Consider the following 24,022-nt stretch of genomic DNA (forward strand, 5'->3'; position numbering starts at 1 on the left):
TAAATGAGTGACTACTATTAACCTCAAAGACTCATTTAAGGCGTACGACGTTCGCGGTATCGTCGGCGAAACTATTACCCACGAAACTGTGCGTGCAACCGGCGCCGCTTTTGTTGATGTGCTCGGTCTGGCTGGTCAGACCGTTTTGGTGGGCGGTGACATGCGCCCCTCCTCCCCCGAATTCATGGATGCATTCGCTGAAGGTGCCACCGCACGCGGCGCAAACGTCCAAAAAATCGGTCTCATTTCAACCGATGTGCTCTACTTCGCATGCGGTATTGAGAATGCGGCAGGCGTTACTTTCACCGCAAGCCACAACCCCGCCGAATACAACGGCATGAAAATGGCTAAGGCCGGGGCGGTTCCTGTATCCTCCGAAACCGGTCTTTTCGATATTCGTGATCTTGCTCAGAAGTACCTTGACGAAGGCTCTATTCCTACCGTTGAGAATCCCGGCGTCGTCACCGAAAAGGACGTTCTCAAAGCCTACGCCGAGTACTTGCGTAAGCTCGTAGACCTCTCCAATATTCGCCCCCTCAAGGTTGTTGTGGATGCGGGTAACGGCATGGGCGGTAAGACCACACCCGCCGTCTTGGGGGATGCTCTTCTGCCCACGCTTCCACTTGAGATCGTGCCTCTCTACTTTGAGCTTGACGGCACATTCCCGAACCACCCGGCTAACCCGCTTGAACCCGCCAACCTTGTCGATCTGCAGAAGGCGGTTGTTGAGCACGGCGCAGACATCGGTCTTGCCTTCGACGGCGATGCCGACCGCTGCTTCGTGATTGATGAGAAGGGTAACGCGGTCACCCCTTCCGCCATTACCGCGCTCGTGGCAGAACGTGAAATCGCGCGCGCTAAGGCGGAAGGCAATGAGCAGCCGGTTATTATCTATAACCTCATCACGTCCAAGGCCGTACCCGAGCTCGTCGAAAAGCTCGGTGGACGCGCCGTGAAAACCCGTGTGGGTCACTCCTTCATCAAGGCAGTCATGGCTGAAGAATCCGGTATTTTCGGCGGTGAGCACTCCGCGCACTACTATTTCAAGGACTTCTTCAACGCAGACACCGGCATGCTCGCCGCGATGCACGTGCTCGCGGCCCTCGGCGGCGGTAACCAGGCGCTCTCCGAGATCAGCGCCAGCTACTCCCCCTATGTCGCATCCGGCGAGATCAACTCCGAGATTGAGGACAAGGCAGCTGCGGTAGACCGTGTACGCGCGCACTACGCTGGCGCGCCTGTAGAGGTCGAAGACTCCGACGGTACCACCTTCACCAACACCGAAGAAGGCTGGTGGGCAAATCTGCGGCCTTCCAATACTGAGCCGTTCCTGCGTCTGAACCTTGAAGCACCGGATACCCCCACAATGGAGCGCGTGCGCGACGAGATCCTGGCTCTGGTGCGCCAGTAGTTCTTTGAGCTCACATTATTTTGGGCGGATGCCGATTATTATCGGTATCCGCCCTTCTTCTATGCATTATTGATGCTGGGTTATACGATCGCATTACAGCCCTGGCACGAGCGCATTTAAGCCGCTTCGCCCCGGTAGGCGTGCCGGGCGTGAACGCCAGCGCGAGGGCTTTGTAGTTTTAACAGGGATATACCCACTGATATTTAGGTATAATGTTAGATAGCGGGCACCCCTAAACCGCGAAGCTAGGGGAACCCGCTGAAACGTCACATCGGCTTAGCCGATGACGTCGATTAGGTCAGCAATCGCTTTGACGAGTTGCGCGAGGGCTTTGATAATTCGCGCAGCCGCCAAAGCGATTTTGCTTTTACCTTTTTCGGCATTCCGTCTCACCCCCTTTCGGAACTACGACCCTCCACGGCTGATTAGGTCAGAAGTGTTCCGTGGGGTGTAGCCGCGACGGGGGCTTCTTTAGTTTACCTTTGGCTATTAAAAATACTTAAATAAGGATATTGGGGGCTCAAAGCCCCCAATATCCTTACCTCTCCCTACGAGTATGGGATATTCGATGCAACGTCAGATGGGTCTCCTGAGCGGCTTCATCTCCAAGAGCCTTCTTCAGGATGCAGATGCGCAATAAAAGAGGAACGAGGCGCCCCTAGCGCCGAGAGACGGAGTTGCGCAGAGGCATCTTGAAGAAGGCGACTATCAGCTCACCCAGCCGCCTCTAAATACCCCAGCACAGGCTACACCAAAGTAGCCTTTACGAGCGCAGCATCCACTGATCCGGTCCAAAGATCTCATAATTGATATTCTGCGCCGGTACACCTGCATCCACGAGAGCGGAACGCACGCCCTTCATGAACGGCAGCGGACCGCACAGGTATACGTTTGCCTCCGCAGGTACGCCCAGCTTTGCGATGTCCACACGGCCACGGTAATCGCCAGTTTCTTCGTCTTCTATGAACGAGATGAGCTTACCGTGAGGAAGTTTTTCGATCAGCTCGGTCATTTCCTCACGCAGCGGCCATGTATCAAGGCGACGGTCAGCGTGAACCACGGTTACCTGACGCTGAGAACCGGACTCAATCAGCTCATTGAGGAAGCTAATCATAGGGGTTACGCCGATACCCGCTGAGAAAAGGTAGAGGGGTGCATCCGCAGAGCCGAAGCCCTCCAGGGTGAGGTCACCGTAAGGGTTGGAAATCTCGACGACATCGCCAATCTTGAGGCCGTGAATGATCGAAGTCATTTCGCCGTTCGGATCGAGCTTCACTCCGATACGACGCTGGTTTTTATCGGACGGAAGCAGGGTGTATTGGCGGGGCTGGCGCAGACCATCACGTGCCTTCGTAATAATGGAAATGTACTGGCCTGCTTTCGCCTCAGTCATAGGGGTGTTATCGGCAGGTTCAAAGGTCAGCACGACCACGTTATCGCCGGTTTCTTGGCGATCAACAACTTTGAAGGGCGCGTGGGTAACATTATTTGCCTGGGATGCATAGAGTCCCTTTTCGATCTTGATCAGGGCGTTCGCCATGAGCCAGTACACTTCGCTCCAGGCGTCCACAACCTCTTCAGTTGCTGCTTCGCCCAGATCTGCGGCAATCGCCTCGAAAAGATACTTGTAGACGGTCGGGTATTCATTCTCTTGAAGCCCTAAGGATGCGTGCTTATGCGCCACACGGGAAAGCACCTCGTCAGGGTAGGAATCGGGATGCTCCACAATGTAGGAGGCGAAGACCGCGATGGACCCAGCAAGCGCCTTCGGCTGGGTGCCTTCGAGCTGAGACGACCGGGAAAAGAGGCCATCCATCAGGTCGGGACGGGCGGCAAACATACGCTCGTAGAAGTCTGGTGTAATGTGCCCGATACGCTCTGCAATAATCGGCAGGGTTGCCTCGATAACCGGGCGTGATTTTTCGGAAAGCATGAGGGATGTGCGCCTTTCTTTCTTAGATTTTAGTGATATTTTGCTTGTAAACCTTTTTAGGTTATCACCTTTTATTGTTTGCTAAGATGGTGTTTTCTTGCGGCGTGAAATATTTAGAATGCCTTTGTATCAGATGGTGTGTTTTGCATAGTAGTGTTTATGTGATTATTTTCACCGCGATATACCGTGATGTGAATAAAAATAATTTTGTACCTTGACGCTAGGTTTCACGCAGGGTGAACAGCAGTGTTGTTCTACAACGTATAAACTGGCATACCAGTCACCTGCCCCTCTTACGGAGGCGGACTCAGGTCACATACCTGCCCTCTTAAACGGACACCGGGCACATACGGTCAATGTATATTCTTACGGTGCCAACCCTTGACAGAGGCAAGCTATCAAAAGAGAAAACTCCACGCTTTCACGGTTTATCCGCTACTTTCTCTCGCATAGTGCATCTACTCTCTGAGCAACAAACATTTGTCACCCTGAGACTTTAATCTTTAATGCGATGCTACTGCAGGCCGGGGAGGTACGGGCGGCAGCTCTCGTTCCGTAGGCTCGTGCACGAGCGGCCCCAACCCCAGTTCCACAAAAACGGGCCCAGCAGGCCGCGCTCCGGCGGGAAGTTCAGAGATAACAACATCATCAACAGAAGCATAGAAAGCTTCACGAGCGCGGGCTAAAACCGTTCGCAGACGACAAAAACTATCTAGGGGACAGTTGCCGTTTTCATCTTCGCATTCAATCATAGGAATATCACCCTCGGTACTACGAAGTACCTGCCCCACGGTCGCTTTGCGCCCCGTCTCCGACAGCAGGACGCCACCGGATCGCCCACGGGTAGATTCAAGCAACCCTTGATTGACGAGAAACGCCACAGATTTTGCGACGTGATTATAAGGGGTTCCGACTCCCTCCGAGATCCTCTGAGTCGAGAGTTTTTCCCCTTCCTGCAAGGAAGAAAGAAGCATCATAATACGTAGTGATACGTCTGAAAAAGCCGTCAGGCGCATGCTTCGTATCTCCTTTCAACAGTTTATTGAGGGCTAAATAATATAGGGCTTGTCCGTTCTACCGGAAAATTCTAGTCTTCGTACCACCCGCACGAAAATTAGGTATGGCTTTACTGCACACAAAATGCGGAGTCTGTATAGCAATATTTTAAGGCATTGGTGGATATTTACACCTTTTCTGCATAAAGTGTGCACCATCCCACACGCCTGAGTATGCCATATCATACTGTACGCGCTACACACCCGATCGGTGGGATGTGCTTTACAACAATGTAAGAGCAGGCTTCCACAAACGATGGGGTGGGATACGCATTGTCAGCGCATCCCACCCCACCGTGATGTCATATTGTCGAATGTTCCTTAGTCTTCAAGAGACTTTGCCAAGGCGTCACGCTCAGCTTTGACCTCTGCGGGGAGCTTATCGCCGAACTTCGCTAACCATTCGTCAATGCCGGGCAGCTCGGCCAACCATTCATCCTTTGAAACGGCGAGTGCTGCGTTAAGTTCTTCATCGCTGATGCTCAGACCGGTCAGGTCGAGGTCTTCCTTCGTGGGTACGGTACCTAGGAAGGTCTGCGTGCCGCCACCCTTGCCGTCGAGGCGGGCGAAGATCCACTTGACCACGCGGGAGTTTTCACCAAAGCCGGGCCATGCGAAGCTGCCGTCGGGGGTGCGGCGGAACCAGTTCACGTAGTAGACCTTCGGCATGTTCTCGGCACCGTGCTTCTTACCAAGATCGATCCAATGCTGGAAGTAGTCGCCCGCGTTGTACCCGATGAAGGGAAGCATTGCCATGGGGTCGCGGCGAACCACACCGACGGCACCCTTTGCGGCTGCTGTGGTCTCAGAGGAGAGGGTGACCGCACGGAAGACGCCCTGTTCCCAGCTGTCGGACTCGGAGACCAACGGCACGGTAGTCTTGCGGCGACCGCCCAACACGATGGCGCTCAGCGGCACACCCTCGGGATCGTAGTACTCGGGAGCGAGCATATCCACCTGGGATGCGGGGGTGCAGAAACGCGAGTTGGGGTGCGCTGCGGGACGCCCCGATTCAGGAGTCCAGTCCTTGCCGGTCCAGTCGGTCAGGTGCGCAGGTGCCTCGTCGGTCTTACCTTCCCACCATACGGAGCCGTCATCAGTGAGCGCCACGTTGGTGAAGATAGTATTGCCCTTAGAGATTGCCTTCATGGCGTTGGGGTTAGTGGAGTAACCAGTGCCGGGCGCCACGCCGAAAAGACCCGCCTCGGGGTTAACGACGCGAGCCTGGTGGTTCTCGTCAAATTCGATCCACGCGATATCGTCGCCGACCATTTCGGCCTTCCACCCATCAATGGTGGGATCCATCATCGCAAAGTTGGTTTTACCGCAGGCAGAGGGGAATGCGGCGGAGATGTAGCGGGTAATGCCCTCAGGGTTGGTGACCTTGAGGATGAGCATGTGCTCAGCCATCCAGCCCTCATCATGACCGATAACCGAGGCGATACGCAGTGCATAGCATTTCTTGCCCAGCAGCGCGTTGCCGCCATAGCCCGACCCGAAGGACCAGATTTCGCGGGTCTCGGGGAACTGCACAATGTACTTCTCGGGGTTGCAGGGCCAGGGCACATCTGCCTGCCCGGGCTCAAGCGGGGCGCCTACGGAGTGAAGCGCCTTCACGAAGAAGCCCTGGGTTTCGTCCAGTTTCGCGAGCACATCCTTGCCGATAGTTGCCATAATGCGCATTGAGCACACCACATAGGCGGAGTCGGTAATTTCGACCGCCATCTTGGGGTTCTTTGCTTTCAAAGAGCCCATGACGAAGGGAATGATGTACATTGTGCGCCCGCGCATCGAACCTTTGAAAAGGCCGGTGAGAGTCTGCTTCATCTCCACGGGGTCACGCCAGTTGTTGGTAGGACCAGCGCCTTCTTCGGTCTGTGAGCAGATAAAGGTGCGCTCTTCCACACGTGCCACGTCGTCGGGGTCAGAGAACGCTGCATACGAGTTGGGGAACTCATGATCGCTTAGCCGTACGAAGGTACCTGCATCGACCAGTTCTTGGGCGAGTCGGTTGTATTCCTCTTCGGAACCATCAACCCAGTAGATACGGTCGGGCTCGGTAAGTGCTGCAACATCGCGCACCCAGGCTAAGAGCTCGGGGTGGGTTGTGGGAGCGTTCTGCAGGCTCTTTTCAAGTTCTGCAGAAAGAGTACCGGTTGAGATGTCAGTCATTGACCTATTTCCCCTTTGAGTCTTGAGAATTGCCGGGCACCTCACTGGCACGGCAGGCAGTGTGTTGTGAGGATGTTTTAAACTAACGAGGGCGTGTAGCTTCCTTAAATACACGCCCGTGGAATTTTCCACATCCTCGTGTTCATCTAGAATAGCGCATTTAGCTGATGAGTCGAGTATTTTATATTTGACCCACTGCAGCGCTCTTGTCCTTAAGTTGGTTTGCCTGTGGATGCGGCGCAGCTTCACCGAATAATCCCGAGCTTTCCCACGAATTCCAAAATTTTTTGAAAAATTTTCTCACCCCGCAAAAACATTGAAATTACGCGGTTTTTATGCCATTTTAAGAACTTTGTGAGTAATAGTTGAGGGTTTTTGTTAGAACTAACACTCTTTTTCGACTTGCGCACTATCAAGGGTGCCCGTATAGTATTGTTTGTTGCTGCGACGGGTGGTTATAAGCCCGGTCGCGAGGAGCATGCGCCTGTAGCTCAACGGATAGAGCGTCTGACTACGGATCAGAAGGTTGGGGGTTCGAATCCCTTCAGGCGTACGAACGAAGCCTTTCCTTTCAAGGAAGGGCTTTTTTGCTGTCTATCAAAGCCTGCAGATGTGGCAGTTTGAAAGTCCTCGGCGAGTAATCGCCGGGGATTTCGCCGTTTCTATACCCTAAAACAACTATTGAATAGCGTATAATTGATGAGTATAGAGAACCACGATCCGATCCTTCTGAGTCATAACATGCAGGCATTCACATCTACAAGCAGCTTCACCTCAGGCGCTATACCCATGCCTTCAGAAGCAGTGACTATCGGGGGTTTCAGCGCAAAATCAACCTATGAAATTTCGGCTATCCATATGATCAGTACAACCAGACGCATCGCGTAAATACTTAGCCTGCCCCTCAGTTTCCGGTGTGCCACAAGCTCTAACACCGCTTTTATCTGCTAGGGGATTAAAAACACCGTCGTCCCAAGACAGGCTTCAAAAATACCGGTAATCTGGATACACCCCAATTTTCCAGGGAAAGTATTTCAACAGCGAAGGAGCGTCAACATCATGGTTCAGCTCACAATACCGCAATCCCTAGTGGGTTCCCTCATAGATATTGCTCAGCTAAAAGATATTACATACTATCCGGCCAATCACCGATGCGCCCACTGGGCAGTCTATAGCGAAGATCAGACCGAGCTTCTGTGTCCTTGTGCACCCGCCGAGTCTGCGTCCGTCGAGAAGCTGTTCAGTGCTGCATCCGAGATACTGTATAAGAATTTTCGACATCGTATTGAAAACGCCGACGATATTGTTTCTTTCTCAACCCAAGAGCACGAAGAAGTTAGTGCAGCTCAGGCCGACGAGGTCGTCACCGGTTCTCTGCCACTAGTTCCCGAAACCATGATTAGCGCCGCGGTGGATGCTCCCGCCGACATGATGGAGGCACCTGCGAGTGAAGATAGCGCAGATACGACGCAGACTGGCCCCATACCCGTCCCCACGGTACCCACTCCCCTAGAGCAGGCCCAGCCGGTACCGTCCCATGAACAGCCGCAAGTTCCCACGCCAGGCATCGCCCGCATGCCTTCTCCCGCGATGTTCAAGAAGAAGAGCACACTCACCTATACTCCTCCGCGCATTGAAGAATACCTGCAGCAGCTGCGCACAAACCAAGCAGCGCAGTCCTCAGCGGAAAATACAACCCCACAATCCGAGACGGCTTCTTCACAAACGCCAAAGCCAGCGGGTTCACAGACTTCGGCATCCGGTGCGCAGCATCCCGCACAGGTATACGGACACACGCAGAAGACCGCGCTGCCTTCTTTGAATGATCCCATCACCAAGGCCGAACGCACCGCCAACTATCGTGTAGATCCGGGACGGTTGGAAACCTTCAAAAAAGACAATATCGATCTGGTGACTATCCGCGAAGTTATCACACTGGGTCGCGCCGAACGCATTAACGGTTGGATTATTCGGTTCCGCCACAACGATTACCGAGTCGATGTCAATACCGCGTCTATGACCGTTATCACCGCCCTTGACGAGTTTGATGATTTTGATGGACGAAGCGGCACAGAATACAGCCCCGAAGCCGCTCGCGAGCTTCTTGGCGTCCCCGATATCACCGCCTGCGATTTCACCTCCGGTGCGCAGAATTATCTTAAAACCCACGGCGGCGAGGCCTTCGATGCGATGGTCTCCGCCATCAGCTCCCCCGAAAAGGTACGGGTAAACCTCGATTGGACGCGCGAATATCACGGGAGTGGCATACAGGTTACGATATCGCCCGATAACCGCATCGTCATGAGTATTCGACAATCCGCCACAGATACCGACGCTAACGGTGCTGAAGATACCCCTGAAAATTCTCTAGAATCAAACGCCACGGTCTCATAGGGGTTAGGAGGAAAGCACCTTATGAACAAGAAAATAGACATTCCCGTCGAGCTTTATGCCCGTCTGCAGGAGCTCTCCCACCTAGCGCGATACGAATACACCGAGCAGGAGGGCACCTGGACTATACAGAACCCCAAGGGTGAAAGCCTGCTGGATGCGCGGCGCAAAATCTCCCCGGAGGCTGCGGAGCTTTACTTCACCATCATGCCGCTTCTTGCCTCAGAATTTATTGCCCAAAACGAGGCGCTGGTGACCGCCTATCGCAACGCACCCAAGCCTGCGGCGGTCAAGCCCACAATTAAACCCTCAGGTCAGCAGCTTATTCCCCTGCTTGAGGTTCCGCACGAGAACCAACGCATTGCCGAACAGATTGAGAATGATTTCTATGGCGATGTTCCGCCGGGCGACCGCATCTACCCGGTACTGCCGGGTGTCATCGATCATATGATGCGCAACAACCTGGGGTACGCACTCGTCCTTGAGCTCATTACGGCCCCAGACAGCGAACGCCGCGACGAATCTGCCGAGGAAAACCGTTTCGGACGTGAGGTTCAGCATTATTCAAACCGGCGCCTCGGGTACACCGCCGTTCTGAACGCGAATACCTCCGAGGTTATCTCGGTACATCCTTTTGATGGCTCTACGCTCAGCGCCCCCAGCGGACACTATGAGCTCACCCCTGATGCCGAGAAACAGCTGAGCGCCCTGGGACTCACAGCAGAACTTGTGGAGCGCATCCTCGAAGAGGCGAATGATCGCCGCCCAATTCCGGGTACAAACCGTACCGTATACTCCCTGCACGGCTATTCGGTAGAGTTCTCAAACACCAACCATAAGATTGTCAGCGTGCGCAAGGGTGTGGTGAAAACACGCAACCCCTTCGAATCGCAGCCCAGGATGCGCGGCACCAAGTCGCAGCGCGGCGTTAAGATTCCGCACGATATTCACGCTTTTAAGAATCTTCTGGAAAGTCACGGTTTTACGATTACGATGGGTGGCAAGCACTACGATATTCGTCACGAAAAATTGGCACCGGGTATGAAAGCTACCACATCTGTGACCCCCTCCGACAGCCAACGTTGGCATCTGAATTCGGCCCGTCAGATCCGCGAGATTTTTGGTGTGGATCTGCGATACGCCAATCCCAAAGATACCTGTCGCGGTATCGTGCATGCCCTGGAAACAGAGGAAGATTTCGAGGAATAACCTCCAGAACAAGGGTACTCTCAATCGCTGTTTTCGACTCGTTCCCTAGGGTTCACGGGTCACGGATACGCTGTGTACAGCACCACTGCATCAGAGGGTTAACCTTGGTACTCTTCTCGCGGGCGCACCTCTGTCATACCCCCGTCGCAAAGTTTTACGGGGTAAGCTCTGAGTTTACAATAGAGGTGCATCTACACAATGTGAGGAGGACACGCGCGTGAGCGTGAAGATCAATGTAACCGGAGAAGACGGTGACAGCCGAGAGATCGAATGGGAGGATCACCAGACTCTATTAGAAGCTGTACAGGCGAACGGGTTCCCCGTGCTCGCAACATGCGGTGGCAACGCATCTTGTGCCACGTGCCATACCTTTATTGATCCAGAACACTACGCGGCTTCAGGCGATCGTACCGACGCTGAGGAGGATCTCCTCGACATGGTAGACGACGTAGCTAACGAATACTCGCGCCTCTGCTGCCAGGTGGAATATGCACCCGGCATGGATGGCGCCTCTATACAATTGCAGGCGGCGATGTAATATGACGAGTTCGGCTAAGATACTCTACTCCGCAACCGCACTTCTTTGCGCCCTTACGCTGGCAGGTTGCGGCGTTTCCGATGCCGATCATTCTGCGCAGACTGACGCTTCACCGAGCGCATCCGCCAGCGTTGCTCAGGGTAAAATTACCCGTGCTTCCGACCCGGCGCATTCTGTGTCCCCCGGTTCTATCAGTACCGCGGGCGGGGATAGTTCTCAAAGCCCTGAGGATAACCCCACAGATAATAACGACTCTCACTCAAACGATGAACATTCCGAGGATGGAGCTAAGAAAAAAGACTCCAATTCTAAGGATTCTCACGATAAAAAGAGTTCATCCGGCGAGGAAAGCAAAGATGCGGATGGCTCTTCATCGAATAACGATGGAGATAACGGCACTGAAGAATCGTCCAGCCCAGAAGCTAAACAGCCAGGGCGTTCAGCAACCGGTTCTTCAGGTTCACTCCTAGCGTCAGCCTGCCAGATCACCGATCTCTCGGTTTCTGTTTCCGAAGATAAGGGCACACCCGGCGCCCGGAAATTCATTCTGACGTTCACGAACGTTTCTGAGGAGCCCTGCGTGCTCAAGGGTAACCCGACGGTTGTCTACGCAGATTCTAATTTCAGTCAGATTGGCTCACCGGCACGCCCGGCGGCAGGTTCAACGAACCCTACCGGCACGCTTCTGCACACAGGTGAATCTACAAACGCCCCAGTGACCTCGGTCAACGCTGGTCCGCTGGGTAAGAACTGTTCACCGACAATGGCGCACGGATTCTTAGTTCAGGTTCCCGGTGACGGCAACTGGACGACGGTCTCTGCTTCCTCTGAGGCGTGCACCGGCAAAGTCCAGCAGCTGTCCGTGGGACAGTTCGGTTCGTAACCGATCAGCACACGAATGATGCGCTCCGAGAAGAAGCGATAACAGCAAGAGGCGGTTCCTCATCCAGGAACCGCCTCTTCAGCATCTACACAATGCTTTATTTATACACGAGGTTTACCTAAGTTTTCCACCTCATCACCCTGATACGAAAATATTTCTTACCTATCTATGAAATAGGCCACCAGATGAAAGGAAAACGCTAGGAGTTCGCCCGCACGTGGTATACGCCGCCACGTTTTACGGGCGCGTTGGCGGCAGCATCGCAATTACCTTCGTAATAGCCGCTAGAGGCTGCGGGTTACATCATCGAATCCGAACCGGGTATCGCGCGGGTACTGGGTTGGAACGCCGTACCCTAAATTCACCACAAGGATGGGATGCTCGTCGGTCCCTGCAAAAAATTCTTCGTACAGCCCCTCAAAATCGGCCCATAAGGGACCGGCGTCTAGACCAAGGGCGCGCACGGCGGTAATAAAGTAACCGGCCTGCAGGTTGGCGCTCTGCTGAGCGGCAAAGGTAACAACTTCCTCGGTCGTGCAGTAGTTCCTGATAGTCTCTGCCGCGCGGGGGTTAAACACATCTGCATGGTCTATCCACGCCTTATCGTAGGAGAGTATGGCATTGACAGGTGCCTGACGAGCCTTTTCTTGATTAGCCTCAATCAGGTGCTTGACCAGGCGCTCACGGGCCTCGGGACTCTTGATCCAGGTGATGCGCAGGGGCTGACTATTGAAGGCCGTGGGTCCCAGATAGGTGAGCTCCTGAATCTCCCGAAGCTGATCATCAGTGACGGGCCGATCGGTAAATTTACGCATAGTTCGGGGCTCACGGAAAAGAGCGGTGATTTGGTCCTCAGATAAACGGGTCATCTCTCATATCCTTTCCTATAACCTCAGGTTCTCTCGACACGGTGAATCTATTCGTCCCCCGCAAGGCTACCGCGCCGTTCTTTCCATCATGCACCGGTTCGCACCATAAAGCTACCCCCAGAATTCACGCCGCAGCAGTTCCCCATTCCCTCAAAGCCCAGCAAAAACCGGTGGCTGCCGCATCATCAGATACGGCAGCCACCGGTACATCACATATACGCAGGTCTCCGGACACATGTACACAGCTACCGGATTCCTGCGGTTTACTCTCGCTGGGGACCGAAGGCGCACCTCGGCGGCTCAGCGAGCGCGAAACACAGCTTTTAGATGCTGCGGGTTACGTCATCAAACTCAAAACGGGTACCGCGCGGATACTCGGGAGCCACACCATAACCCAGGTTCACGACGAGGAAGGGCTGCTGGTCGGTACCTTCAAAGAATTCAGCGGCGATACCATCGAAATCCGCGCCAGTCATGGGGCCCGCATCCAGACCAAGAGCGCGCACGGCGGTCATGAAGTAGCCAGCCTGAATTGCAGAGCTCAGCGCGCCCGCAGGAATACGTGCCTCTTCAGCCTCGTAGTAGGATTCAAAGGCAGCGGCCTGGGGTGCGAATTCCCCAAAGCGTTTCTGCCAGTTTTTATCGAAGGTCAGCACAGCGGTTACAGGAGCCTTGAGGGTCTTCTCCTTATTTCCGTCCATCATGTGCTTGACAAGGCGCTCGCGAGCTTCGGGAGTCTTCACCCAGGTAATGCGCAGGGGCTGGCTATTGAAGGCAGTAGGTCCCAGGTAGGCGATCTCCTGGATCTTCTGCAGCTGTTCGTCGGTGACGGGCTGATCGGTGAATGCGCTCACAGTGCGAGGTTCGCGAAAGAGAGAGGTGATCTGGTCTTCAGTCAAGCGGGTCATACCTGTGTCCTTTCAGTGAAATAAATTACTTTACGTGTAAAATTTTATGATGTACGTAATGTACATATTCAATTATTATGGCCCCATCACACGGAAAAGTCTTGTATTCGCGTACGATTGCCCCTGTAATATGTGCCACGCTCAGAAAACTTTCAAGGAGAATCCGGGGCATATACGGGATAATAGGACCATGCCCGACGCTCTAGAACCTTTCTCTCCCGCCACTCAGCAATGGTTCCGCAACGCTTTTGGCACCCCGACCGCCGCGCAGGAAGGCGCCTGGGAGAGTATCAGCAAGGGCGAAAACGCGCTTATTATCGCCCCCACGGGCTCCGGCAAAACCCTTGCCGCTTTCCTATGGGCACTCGATGCGCTCTACCGCGACAAAAGCACAGAACCGGACCAGCGCGAGCTCACGACATCGACTCAGGCACGGAAAAACGGGGACGCTCGGGAAACACAAAAGACCAAGAAACAGCGTGCGGGCGGTACGCGCATCCTGTATGTTTCGCCCCTGAAAGCTCTCGGGGCGGATGTGGAGCGCAACCTGCGCGCGCCGCTTGCGGGGATTGCGCATACAGCGAAGGAATCCGGGCGAACCCCACCCGATATTACCGTGGGTATTCGGAGCGGTGACACCCCGGCGCGTGAGAGGCGGCAGCTTATCAGCAACCCGCCCGATATTCTGCTGACCACCCCCGAATCGCTCTACCTTATGCTGACCTCTGCGGCACGTTCGACACTCACCGGCGTGACAACTGTAATTGTGGACGAGGTGCACGCCCTGGCGGGAACTAAGCGCGGGGCGCATCTGGCAGTGTCCCTGGAGAGGCTCGATCAGCTGGTAGAGCGGCCGGTGCAGCGCATCGGACTCTCTGCAACCGTGAACCCGCCCGAAGCCGTCGCCACATTTTTAGGCGGGGTTCACCCGGTGACAATCGTGGCGCGGCAGGTGCCCAAACGTTGGGATCTGCGGCTCTCGGTACCCGTGCCGGATATGGCGGCGCTCGGCGGGGCAAACGATTACGGACAGGGCAGCTATGCACCCGGGGAGCAGCGGGCACCGCGCGGGCAGGATTCGCCCAGTCCAGCCCCGAACGCCCCGGATTTGCAGGTTCAGGCAGCCGATGATGTGCCACTCTATACTCTTGCGGATGCTATCGGCACCTTCCCCGGCGAAGAAGGATTATCCCTTGAGTTACCGAACAGCTCTGCCGAACAAGACGGTACTGCGAGCGCGGCAGCAAGTGCAGGGGCACAGAAGCCAGGCGGTGAGGGCGAGCGCGCATCCGGGTATCGTGCCTCGATTTGGCCTTATGTTCAGGAACGCATCGTGGACGATATCGAGAATAATCGTTCTACAATCGTGTTCGTGAACTCGCGTGGGCTCGCCGAAAAACTTACCGCGGCTCTCAACGATATTCATGTGCGCCGCGAGCTCTCACGGCGCGAGCTCGCGGGTGAGCCCCTGCCTGACATTGGTGAGGAACCAGACATTGCGCCGCTGGCGCGGGCGCATCACGGTTCGGTGGCGAAGGATCAGCGCACGCTTATCGAAGAATCCCTCAAGAATGGTTCGCTGCGGTGTGTGGTCGCCACAAGTTCCCTGGAGCTCGGCATCGATATGGGGCATGTGGATGAGGTTATTCAGGTGGCTTCCCCGCCGTCGGTGGCTTCCGGTCTGCAGCGGGTGGGCCGTGCCGGGCACCGCGTGGGCGAGGTTTCGCGTGGGCTTTTTTACCCGAAGCATCGCGGGGATTTGTTGGGCTCTGCCGTGGCTCTGTCCGGTATGCTCACCGGGTCTTTGGAACCGCTTACCGTTCCCGCGAACCCGCTGGATGTGCTTGCCCAGCAGACCGTCGCCGCCTGTGCTCTGGGGCCTATCGGTGTGGATACCTGGTACGAGGCGTTGCGCCGCACCGCTCCTTTCGCGAACCTTTCGCGCGCGCTCTTTGACAGTACTTTAGAGATGCTGGCGGGCAGGTACCCTTCCGACGAGTTTGCGGAACTTCGCCCGCGCATTATTTGGGATCGCACCGCCACCGCCGATGCGCCAAGCGGCACGATTGAGGGGCGGCCCGGTGCGCAGCGGCTTGCAGTAACTTCGGGCGGGACGATTCCCGATCGTGGGCTTTTTCCTGTCTACCTGGCCGGTTCTGAGGATTCCAAGGCGCCTAAACGGGTGGGCGAACTGGACGAGGAGATGGTCTACGAATCGCGGGCGGGCGATGTTATCGCCTTGGGTGCGAGCAGTTGGCGCATCGAGGACATTTCGCACGATGCGGTGCGCGTGAGCCCCGCACCCGGCGAGCCTTCACGCCTGCCGTTTTGGCATGGTGAGCGGGTGGGCCGCCCTGTGGCGTTGGGCCGTCGTCTGGGACAGTTTACCCGCGAGTTAGCGAAGTCTGCGGGTGCTGACTCCGGAAGCGAAGACGCCTCAGCGACGGTTGCGATACGCGCCGAGCTGACCCGGTTAGGGCTGGATTCTTGGGCGAGCGATAATTTGCTTGCCTATATTCGGGAGCAGCGCGAGGCTACCGGCGTGGTCCCCACCGATACGCGGTTTGTGGTGGAGCGTTGCCGCGATGAACTGGGAGATTGGCGCGTTATTTTGCATTCGCCGTACGGATATCCGGTGCATGCACCTTGGGCTGTGGCGGTGGGCGCCCGCGTGCAGGAACGGTACGGTATTGATGCCAGCGCGCTTGCGGCAGATGATGGTATTGTGCTGCGTATTCCCGCGGTGGAAGATACCCCGCCGGGTGCTGAGCTTTTTCTCTTCGAGCCCGATGAGCTAGAGGAGATCGTCAAGGATCGTGTGGGCGAATCGGCGCTTTTCGCATCTCGTTTTCGAGAGAGCGCCGCCCGTGCCCTGCTTCTGCCGCGCCGCGATCCGGGCAGGCGCACTCCCCTATGGCAGCAGCGCCAGCGTTCGGCGCAGCTGTTGGATGTTGCGCGCAAATACCCCGAGTTCCCGATTCTGCTGGAAACCGCCCGCGAATGCTTGCAGGATGTATATGATGTTCCTGCGCTTCTTCAGCTGCATCGGGATATTGCCGCGCGGCGCATCAGCCTGTCGCAGGTGCAGACCGAGGGGCCTTCGCCTTTTGCCCGCACCATGCTTTTCGAGTACGTGGCGGAGCATATTTACGATACGGATGCGCCCGCCGCCGAACGCCGCGCTGCCGCCTTGGCACTGGATCCGGCGCTTTTGGCAGAGCTGCTGGGTACCGCTCAGCTGCGCGATCTGCTGGATCCGCAGGTGATTCTTGAGGTTCAGGAGCGTCTTCAGCGCACCGGGGCGAAGTATCGGGCACGCGGGGTTGAGGGCGTGGCGGATCTTCTGCGCCAGCTCGGTCCGCTCACGGCGAGGGAGTTGGCGCTACGGCTGCGCGGGAATGAGGGGTCCGGGGTTGAGGCCGTTCCCGAGGTCTCTTGGAGCACCCCAAAAGGCAGCGAAAGTCGATCTAAAAAGGCTGATATTTCACATGAAACCGAGGATTCAGCCGAAAATACCGATGAGGGTCTGCCGGAAGAAGACTTTGAAACTACCTCGCACGCCACCGACGAAGAGGCGCGCAAACTTGCGGAAGAGCTGGTCGCATCCCGCAGGGCATTCGTTATCAATCCGCACTCAAATATGGCGGGTAGCACGGAACCGATCTACGCCGCCGTGGAAGACGCCGCCCGGCTGCGCGACGGGTTAGGGCTGCCGCTTCCGGTCGGGATTGCTCAGGCGTACCTCATGCCAGTCGCCGCGCCGCTCGAAGACCTAATCTCGCGGTATGCGCGCACGCACATCCCCTTTACCGCAGCCGAGGCGAGCGCCCATTTCAGCCGCATTACGCCGACGGGTTCGGGTGCTATTCTGCCGGTTTTACGCGCTTTAGAGACGCAAAATCGGCTGTTCTCGGGCGAGTACCTGCCCGAGGAACTGCGTATATCTCGCGCGGAGGCAGCCGATACGATACCGCTCTCCCCCGCGCCCACGGCAAGCCTGGAATGGGTGGATGCCGAGGTGCTTCGTCTGCTTCGTGCCCGGTCGTTGGCGGCGCTGCGCCGCGAGATTGAGCCGGTACCGCAGCGTGCCTATGGTGCGTTCCTGCCCGCCTGGCAGGGAGTGCGCACGCAGACGGTCAAGGTTTCGCGCAGGCTCGCAGAAACCACCGAGTACGGTGCGTATTACGAGCCCGAACGCACGGTTCAAGCTCTTGCCGAGAGCAAAAGTTCATCCGCCGAGGCATTAGAGGGTCGCGAGGGCCTGCTGACGGTCATTGATCAGCTGGCCGGGGTGCGTGTGCCCGCATCTGCTTTGGAGACCCTCGTCTTGCCAGCACGGGTGCGTGATTATTCGCCGCAGCTCTTAGATAGTCTGTTAGCCAGCGGAGAGGTGCTTTGGCGCGGTGAGGGCGAAATCTCCGGCAATGACGGCTGGGTGAGCCTGCATCTTACCGAATCCGCCGAGCTGACCCTGCCCGATTCTTCCCGCACGCAGACCTTGGATGAGCTAGGTCCGGTGGAACACGCCGTCTTTGAGGCGCTTTCCGGCGGCGGGCTGTTCTTTATGCCGCTTCGTGAGCGCGTGCACGAGATCTTGGCCTCTCGCGCCGCCTCGGGCGAGGTTGTGTATTTTCCGGAGGCTTCGGAGGTGTCTGCCGCACTGTGGCGCCTGGTGTGGGCTGGGTTGGTCACAAATGATACTTTCGCCCCGGTACGTGCCATGCTGGCGGGCGGATCGAGTGCGCATCCGGTGCGGCCCGCCGCTCCCCTAGCGCGCCCGGTGCGCAGGCGCGGTGCCGCACGACTGTCGGCGGCGCGTACTTCTGCGGGTGCTTACCCGCGCAGGTATAGCGGCTTGAGCGGCACTCGTGCCAGCTCTTCTGATCCGCAGGTTTCGGCTCGGGATTCCGGGCGCTTCAGTCATATTAGCTTTCCCCAGCCAACGGGCACCGAGTCTTCGCAAGAGGCGGATGCGACCGTTACCGCCTATGCTCGCGCGGAACTTCTCTTAGACAGGTACGGTGTGCTCACGCGCGGCGCGCTCGCCTCTGAGGATGTGCCCGGCGGCTTTGCGGCCCTGTACCGCGTCTATGCGGCTGCCGAGGAACGTGCCCTGGTGCGGCGCGGATACTTCATTGAGGGGCTGGGTGCGGCTCAGTTTGCCTCCCCGGCAACGGTGGATGCGGTGCGTTCTTACGCTAATGTTGGCGCTGATAATCCGCAGAATACCGGAGTAAAACGAACAAAAAACGAGGAAGTATTCGGTTTATTTGAGGGTGTTCTGTTGGCGGCTACAGATCCGGCGAATCCCTATGGTGCGGCACTCACATGGCCTTCCGTGCCCAGCTTACTCTCGGCCTCTTCTGCACCCGGCAGCACAGAAGAGGCTGCGCGCGAAGGCGCAGAGACCGCCCAGTCTGTGCGGCATCGTCCGGGGCGTAAGGCGGGTGCCTGCCTCATCCTGCTCGATGGTGAAGCGGTCCTCTATCTGGAACGCGGCGGCAAAACCCTGCTATCTTTCACGGCTAACCCTCTCAAACTTGAGGCTGCGGCACCGCTGCTGGCGCGCATCGTGCAGGCGGGTATCGCTGAGAAGATCGTGGTGGAAAAACTCAACGATTGTGATATTCTGGCGACCCCGGAACCGCCGAATCATCGGGGAGCGTCGAAGACCGATTCTAACCGGCTGCCCGAGCATCCGGTGGTAGCGTTACGGCGCGCGCTGCTTGCGCAGGGCTTTTACACAACTCCGCGCGGTCTGCGGATGCGCCGCTCCCCCTAAACGTGCCCTCAGAACTCACGCCATATCAGCAATACACTTTTCATAACGCTTGGGCACTGGGGTGCTGCGCATCAACGGTTGACATACTGTTAAACATGCCGAAAACGTCTGCCGAGCAGGGAAGGCTTAACCAGTGTATAGGGATGGGTTCATTGCAGCGGATATATGCAAGCTGTAGGGTGGCTTTATGCTTCCACCAGAATCACAACAGGTAACCGCAGACCCGAATACCAACACCGTTTTTATGGTGTGGAAATTTAAGAACGATATTTCTCAGCAAGCATTGATTGAGGGTTTTCAGAGCCTTTGCGCGCTGGTCATTAACGTGAACCACACCGCCGCCAACCGGTATTCTCCCGAAAAGGCGAACTTGGTGATGGGTATCAGCCACAACGCCTGGTTGACACTAGATCTGCCGAAACCATTGCCGAAAGAGCTCGTGGAGTTTCAGCCGATTCAGGGAGCTAAGCATACCGCAGTTTCAACTCCGGGAGATCTGCACTTTCATGTGCGGGCAACTCAACGCAGCGTCGCCTACGATATTGCCGCAATCATCACCGATGCTCTGCGTGATATTGCCGAAACTGTTGTGGAGGTGCACGGTTTCCGCTACTGGGATGGGCGTGCCATCATCGGTTTTGTGGACGGTACGGAAAATCCACAGACTCCCGCATCCCGTGAATATTTCGGCGTGGTTGGTGACGAAGACCCGGAGTATCGAGGCGGCAGTTACCAGTTTGTGCAGAAGTATATTCACGATATGACGGCGTGGAATAATCTGCCCGTGTCCGAGCAGGAGAAAGTCATCGGGCGCTCCAAACAGGACGATATTGAGATGCCCGACGACGTTAAACCCAGCAACTCGCATTCCGCGCTGTCTAATGTTGGCGATGATTTCAAGGTTATTCGCGATAATATGCCCTTCGGTACCGTGGGTAACAACGAAATGGGCACCTACTTCAACTGTTATGCCAGCACGTTCTCAACTGTGGAGAAGATGCTCAAAAATATGTTTATCGGCGTTCCAGAAGGCAACTACGATAGGCTTTTAGATTTCAGCACCGCCACAACCGGCACGCTCTTCTTCGTACCGACTATGGATATGCTGGGGGATTTTTCAGGTTAAGACACGCCTCAAACACGGCGAATAACCCGCCCCCGCAGATTGCGGATGCACCGCTCCCCCTAAAATGCCGGGGTCTTTAAGTGCATAAAGCCCTGCATCGAGGGGAACCGAAATATTTTCGGTAACTCCCGATGTGGGGTCTCATTGAGAAGCTCTAGCTTAGTACCCGCCGGTCATGGTATCTGCCACGCCAACGCAGATGTCGATAGCTTCATCGACGCGCATGGCGCGTGCACCCGCCGGAGTGTTACCGCGCGGGCTGCCCTGCACCACATGCCGGGCGAAGTAATCGACTAGATGCAGCCATCCGCCTAAAATCATACGGGTGCGGTCATTAACGGGCATTTCGGTGCGTTCGAGCATCCATTCCAAGTACTCGTCAGGAGTACTGGGAGCATCGCTTTCACTGCCGCCTTCAGCAACATGGGCGAAGTAGGAGCGCAGCTCAACACGAAGAGCCTCCACCGGGTTAGGGTGATGCTCGCTGAGCGCTTCAAGAACAGCCCGCGCTTCGCGCCGGGTTACCGCCGCCGCCAAAGACTCTTTGCCGGGGAAGTAATGGTACAGCAGTGCCCGAGTAATGCCGGCCTCACGAGCGATACTGCTCATGCAGGCTGCCACAACACCGTGCTGCGCAAAATGAGCCGCCGCGACCTGCAGGATTTGTTCTTCCCGTTGCGCCGGAGTCAGACGCTGACCGCTCTGCCGCGTCTTCTCAGCTGCTTTTTCAGAGGCTTTTTGTGCGGGTTCGGTGTGCTTAGCTTCGTTGCGTGCGTTGTGTTCCATATATCCCTCTAATCGTTCGATTTCTCGAACCTCTTTTTTTAATAGTACCGCGCTAACCCTAAGCCGCTACCTATAAAACTTAATATGAAGTTTAATGCTTATACGCTGATTTTGCCGCGCTATTAAGCCGTTCCATGCTTCACGGTATTGAAACAAATTTTATGATTTTATTTATTTATTAGACACTTTTGTGAGGAATATTTCGCATTAACTTCACACTGTTCACCTACCACCCAAAAACATGAGAGGGGCGTGCCATAATGGCCTAAGTATGTGCTGTCTTCAAGGCGCGGTCCTTATACTTTCACGCAGGAGGCTAGAGGTTTCCTCCGAAGAGGCCAACTCACAAAGCACGCTACAATCAACCTATGCCGCGACGAGTCAATCGCCACCTCTTCACACCACCCCTGCCCCAGCGCGCGGGCATAGACCCCGTATCGCTGACTCTGCCCGCGCATCCAGTACTGCATGAGACGACCCAGGGACCGGATGCGCACCCCAGCACGGTGGCTCAGTACCTCATTACCCGGTTCTCGCCCGAAGACCCCGCAACAATTCTTGACTGTTTCGCTCGGCACGAGGTGCGCACCGATGAGGGCACGATCCTCACCGACCAAACCCCATATCTACCCGGCCTGAGAATCTGGTACTACCGACCACTTCCCGAAGAACCGCCGCTGCCGGATGACCTTCCGGTTCTCTATGAAGACGAGCATCTGCTCGCCGTAGATAAGCCGCACTATCTGCCCGTCACCCCGCGCGGCCCCTATGTCGCACAGACTGCGCTCACCAAACTGCGGGTACGCGAGAATAATCCTCTGCTCACGCCCGTTCACCGGCTGGACCGCCCCACCGCTGGGATTTTACTCTTCGCTAAAACCCGAGACGCACGCGGCCTCTTCCAAACAATGTTTCAGAACCGGCAGGTCACCAAAACCTACCTTGCTATCGCCCCGGCGCCGGGCGAAGACCTGCGTGAGAGCATGCTGGGCGAGGGTGTGCAGGTGCGCAGCCGCATCGACAAGGATCGGAATATTCTACAGGTGCGGCAGTACTCAGTCCGCGAATGCGAGCGCGCGGGTCTTAGCGTAAATGCGGAAACTCTGGTGCGCATCCGAGAAATCTATCAAGCACCGCAAAATGTTCCTCTCAAATCTGGCGCACAAAACCCGTATCTGCCCTATCCGGTACCCGGCGAAGAACTCGCCCTCTACGAACTCACTCCGCACACCGGCAAAATGCACCAGCTGCGGGCGCACCTGAACCTGCTCGGAACCCCTATCTTCGGCGACGTTCTCTACCCGCAGGTTCTGCCAACAGCACCAAACGATGCGTCTGTGCCGCTGCAGCTTCTAGCGCATCGTCTTGACTGTGTACACCCCTTCACGAACAAACCGCTCACCCTGTACAGCGCACGCACGCTTTCTCTCGCACCGCGAAATGTGGCACGACCCAAGCACCAATAATGCGATAATGTGGTAGCACCTCGCCTCTCGTGGCAGTATCGTAGGTAGCTTTCATAAGCAAGGAAGAAAGAACGTGACCTCCAACCACCCTTCTGAATCAGTCCCCAGCACCGAGCATGCCCAACGCGCCTCGCGTGCCGCCGACTCTATCCTTAGTCGATACACCCGCCGCGTTTTTGGCGTACCCGGAACCCTGCTCGGGGCAGTACAGATGCCCGAATCGCGTGGTCTAGGAGCACGGTTTGCCGAATGGCATTACTGGTGGCAGGCGCACCTGCTCGACTGCATTATAGATGCGGGCGAACGTGCCGTCCGCGAAGGCGACACCACACAAGCCCAGAACATGCTCGCCACCGCCAGGAGCGTGGTACGCGGCATCCATACCCGCAACCTGGGATTTGCAAACGACTTCTATGACGATATGGCATGGTTGGCGCTCGCCGTGGGGCGGCTCAATAGGCTCAGTAAAACAATAACCGGCGCCTCGGATGTTACAGCGCAGGATGCCGGATCGGTGCTCTTTGAAAGGCTTAACACCGGCCTTCATTCCTGCGGCGGCATGAGCTGGTCCAAAGGCAAACGAGACTTCTGCAATACCCCGGCAACCGCTCCCGCGGCCCTTGCTTTTGCGCGCATCGGACAGATAAAAACCGCGCAGAATCTTATGTCCTGGCTCAACGACGTTCTCTGGGACGGCGACCGTATGCTCTACTTCGACGGCGCTAACCTGCGCCCGCAGGATGTGATGGTTGATGACATTACCGGCCGCCGTGATGTTCCCTTTGACGTAGAACGCAATATCTACACTTACAATCAGGGCACAACCTTAGCAGTGCTTCTGGCGCTTGCGGAGTCCTCGGAGATTTCAGACGACCGCCGTGAAGAATACCTGCTGCGCGCCGAACGCCTGATCGTCGGAATCGTCAAAAACCTCAGCGAAGATTTCGAGTTCTCGGACGGTTCACACCACCTCGTACTTCACTCCGGTGACAACGGCGATGGTGCGCTCTTCACCGGTATTCTGGTGCGCTACCTAGCGCAGGCGGCAATGTCCACCATGCTCAGCCCGGAGGCACGATCCCTGGCGAGCGCCCTCGTGTACGGCAGTGCCCGCGCGGTGTGGGAGGGGCGCCGCGAATTCGACCCCACTCTGCCACTGAATGAACCGGGTATTGATCCGAACGAAATTCGTGACCGGGCGATCGCCATTTTCTCGCCGAAGTTCACCGTATCCGCGCGCGATGCGCTCGCCGCAGGTAAGCCCGTGGAACTATCCGGTCAGCTTCAGGCGTGGATGACTCTGGAGGCCGCCGCACGCCTGAGCGCCGAAGACTAAGTCTTTTCCAGGTCTTGGTGGGGTGCGCCACTTATCAGGCCCGTCCCGTCATACCCCTACATACGAGGTGAGACGGCGCGGGTCTGCAGATGCTCTGACGTACCGCGCCTGTATAATAGCCGTGCGCACCCCTCCCCGGAGTAAGCACATTTCCCCT

General features: G+C 56.4%; 17 protein-coding genes and 1 tRNA gene. 10 read left to right on the top strand and 8 right to left on the bottom strand.

Annotation, left to right across the window (positions count from 1 at the left end):
* Positions 1 to 7 precede the first annotated feature (7 nt).
* Positions 8 to 1,411: a phosphomannomutase/phosphoglucomutase gene (locus HMPREF2981_RS04770; protein ID WP_070661194.1), complete on the top strand. Its 1,404-nt coding sequence runs from the start codon at positions 8 to 10 to the stop codon at positions 1,409 to 1,411.
* A 763-nt stretch (positions 1,412 to 2,174) separates the two neighbouring features.
* On the opposite strand, the gene HMPREF2981_RS04775 is transcribed toward HMPREF2981_RS04770, so the two are convergent.
* The 3 genes from HMPREF2981_RS04775 to HMPREF2981_RS04785 all read right to left on the bottom strand — a co-directional run bounded on the left by HMPREF2981_RS04775 (position 2,175) and on the right by HMPREF2981_RS04785 (position 6,571).
* Positions 2,175 to 3,344 carry an FAD-binding oxidoreductase gene (locus tag HMPREF2981_RS04775; protein WP_070661197.1) on the bottom strand — a complete coding sequence of 390 codons (1,170 nt, stop codon included), beginning with the start codon at positions 3,342 to 3,344 and terminating at the stop codon, positions 2,175 to 2,177.
* A 503-nt stretch (positions 3,345 to 3,847) separates the two neighbouring features.
* Entirely contained in the window at positions 3,848 to 4,360 is a 513-nt protein-coding gene (locus tag HMPREF2981_RS04780) for an RrF2 family transcriptional regulator (protein WP_004006574.1), read from the bottom strand.
* Positions 4,361 to 4,720: 360 nt separating this feature from the next.
* Positions 4,721 to 6,571, bottom strand: coding sequence for a phosphoenolpyruvate carboxykinase (GTP) (locus HMPREF2981_RS04785; RefSeq protein WP_070661201.1), 1,851 nt, complete (start codon positions 6,569 to 6,571; stop codon positions 4,721 to 4,723).
* A gap of 480 nt (positions 6,572 to 7,051) precedes the next feature.
* Here HMPREF2981_RS04785 and HMPREF2981_RS04790 point away from each other — a divergent pair.
* A tRNA-Arg gene (locus HMPREF2981_RS04790) sits at positions 7,052 to 7,124 on the top strand.
* 793 nt (positions 7,125 to 7,917) lie between these two features.
* On the opposite strand, the gene HMPREF2981_RS11250 is transcribed toward HMPREF2981_RS04790, so the two are convergent.
* Both HMPREF2981_RS11250 and cas5 read right to left on the bottom strand, forming a co-directional pair.
* Complete coding sequence (locus HMPREF2981_RS11250) at positions 7,918 to 8,187, bottom strand: hypothetical protein (RefSeq protein WP_141756664.1); 270 nt, start codon at positions 8,185 to 8,187, stop codon at positions 7,918 to 7,920.
* A complete protein-coding gene (gene cas5 / locus HMPREF2981_RS11255) occupies positions 8,184 to 8,330 on the bottom strand; it encodes a CRISPR-associated protein Cas5 (RefSeq protein ID WP_141756665.1) in 147 nt (48 codons plus the stop codon). The genes HMPREF2981_RS11250 and cas5 overlap by 4 nt, the downstream gene beginning before the upstream one ends.
* Before the next feature lie 59 nt (positions 8,331 to 8,389).
* Between cas5 and HMPREF2981_RS11260 the strand changes: the two genes are divergently transcribed.
* The 4 genes from HMPREF2981_RS11260 (at position 8,390) to HMPREF2981_RS04810 (ending at position 11,592) form a co-directional block, all read left to right on the top strand.
* Positions 8,390 to 8,965 carry a hypothetical protein gene (locus tag HMPREF2981_RS11260; RefSeq protein ID WP_141756666.1) on the top strand — a complete coding sequence of 192 codons (576 nt, stop codon included), beginning with the start codon at positions 8,390 to 8,392 and terminating at the stop codon, positions 8,963 to 8,965.
* A 21-nt stretch (positions 8,966 to 8,986) separates the two neighbouring features.
* Positions 8,987 to 10,171 carry a cell wall biosynthesis glycosyltransferase gene (locus HMPREF2981_RS04800; protein WP_070661207.1) on the top strand — a complete coding sequence of 395 codons (1,185 nt, stop codon included), beginning with the start codon at positions 8,987 to 8,989 and terminating at the stop codon, positions 10,169 to 10,171.
* Between the two features lie 217 nt (positions 10,172 to 10,388).
* A complete protein-coding gene (locus HMPREF2981_RS04805; RefSeq protein WP_004006570.1) occupies positions 10,389 to 10,709 on the top strand; it encodes a 2Fe-2S iron-sulfur cluster-binding protein in 321 nt (106 codons plus the stop codon).
* Position 10,710: 1 nt separating this feature from the next.
* Positions 10,711 to 11,592, top strand: a complete 882-nt coding sequence (locus tag HMPREF2981_RS04810; RefSeq protein ID WP_013398462.1) for a DUF4232 domain-containing protein — start codon at positions 10,711 to 10,713, stop codon at positions 11,590 to 11,592.
* Positions 11,593 to 11,876: 284 nt separating this feature from the next.
* Here HMPREF2981_RS04810 and HMPREF2981_RS04815 read toward each other — a convergent pair whose 3' ends face one another.
* Both HMPREF2981_RS04815 and HMPREF2981_RS04820 read right to left on the bottom strand, forming a co-directional pair.
* Complete coding sequence (locus HMPREF2981_RS04815) at positions 11,877 to 12,461, bottom strand: malonic semialdehyde reductase (RefSeq protein ID WP_070661209.1); 585 nt, start codon at positions 12,459 to 12,461, stop codon at positions 11,877 to 11,879.
* 323 nt (positions 12,462 to 12,784) lie between these two features.
* Complete coding sequence (locus HMPREF2981_RS04820) at positions 12,785 to 13,369, bottom strand: malonic semialdehyde reductase (protein ID WP_070661212.1); 585 nt, start codon at positions 13,367 to 13,369, stop codon at positions 12,785 to 12,787.
* Between the two features lie 190 nt (positions 13,370 to 13,559).
* Here HMPREF2981_RS04820 and HMPREF2981_RS04825 point away from each other — a divergent pair, with 190 nt between their 5' ends.
* Together HMPREF2981_RS04825 and HMPREF2981_RS04830 are read left to right on the top strand one after the other, a co-directional pair.
* Positions 13,560 to 19,151, top strand: coding sequence for an Lhr family helicase (locus HMPREF2981_RS04825; protein WP_070661215.1), 5,592 nt, complete (start codon positions 13,560 to 13,562; stop codon positions 19,149 to 19,151).
* A gap of 187 nt (positions 19,152 to 19,338) precedes the next feature.
* Positions 19,339 to 20,277, top strand: coding sequence for a Dyp-type peroxidase (locus tag HMPREF2981_RS04830; RefSeq protein ID WP_070661218.1), 939 nt, complete (start codon positions 19,339 to 19,341; stop codon positions 20,275 to 20,277).
* 159 nt (positions 20,278 to 20,436) lie between these two features.
* Here the strand turns inward: HMPREF2981_RS04830 and HMPREF2981_RS04835 are convergent, their stop codons facing one another.
* On the bottom strand, positions 20,437 to 21,063 hold the full coding sequence (locus HMPREF2981_RS04835) for a TetR/AcrR family transcriptional regulator (protein ID WP_070661223.1): 627 nt from the start codon (positions 21,061 to 21,063) through the stop codon (positions 20,437 to 20,439).
* Positions 21,064 to 21,431: 368 nt separating this feature from the next.
* Here HMPREF2981_RS04835 and HMPREF2981_RS04840 point away from each other — a divergent pair, with 368 nt between their 5' ends.
* Both HMPREF2981_RS04840 and HMPREF2981_RS04845 read left to right on the top strand, forming a co-directional pair.
* Positions 21,432 to 22,529, top strand: coding sequence for a pseudouridine synthase (locus HMPREF2981_RS04840; protein WP_070661226.1), 1,098 nt, complete (start codon positions 21,432 to 21,434; stop codon positions 22,527 to 22,529).
* A gap of 73 nt (positions 22,530 to 22,602) precedes the next feature.
* Positions 22,603 to 23,865 carry a glycoside hydrolase family 76 protein gene (locus tag HMPREF2981_RS04845; RefSeq protein WP_070661228.1) on the top strand — a complete coding sequence of 421 codons (1,263 nt, stop codon included), beginning with the start codon at positions 22,603 to 22,605 and terminating at the stop codon, positions 23,863 to 23,865.
* The last annotated feature ends 157 nt before the right edge of the window (positions 23,866 to 24,022 follow it).

The sequence above is a fragment of the Rothia sp. HMSC069C01 genome, assembly GCF_001814655.1.
In the GTDB taxonomy this organism is placed as follows: Bacteria; Actinomycetota; Actinomycetes; order Actinomycetales; family Micrococcaceae; genus Rothia; species Rothia dentocariosa.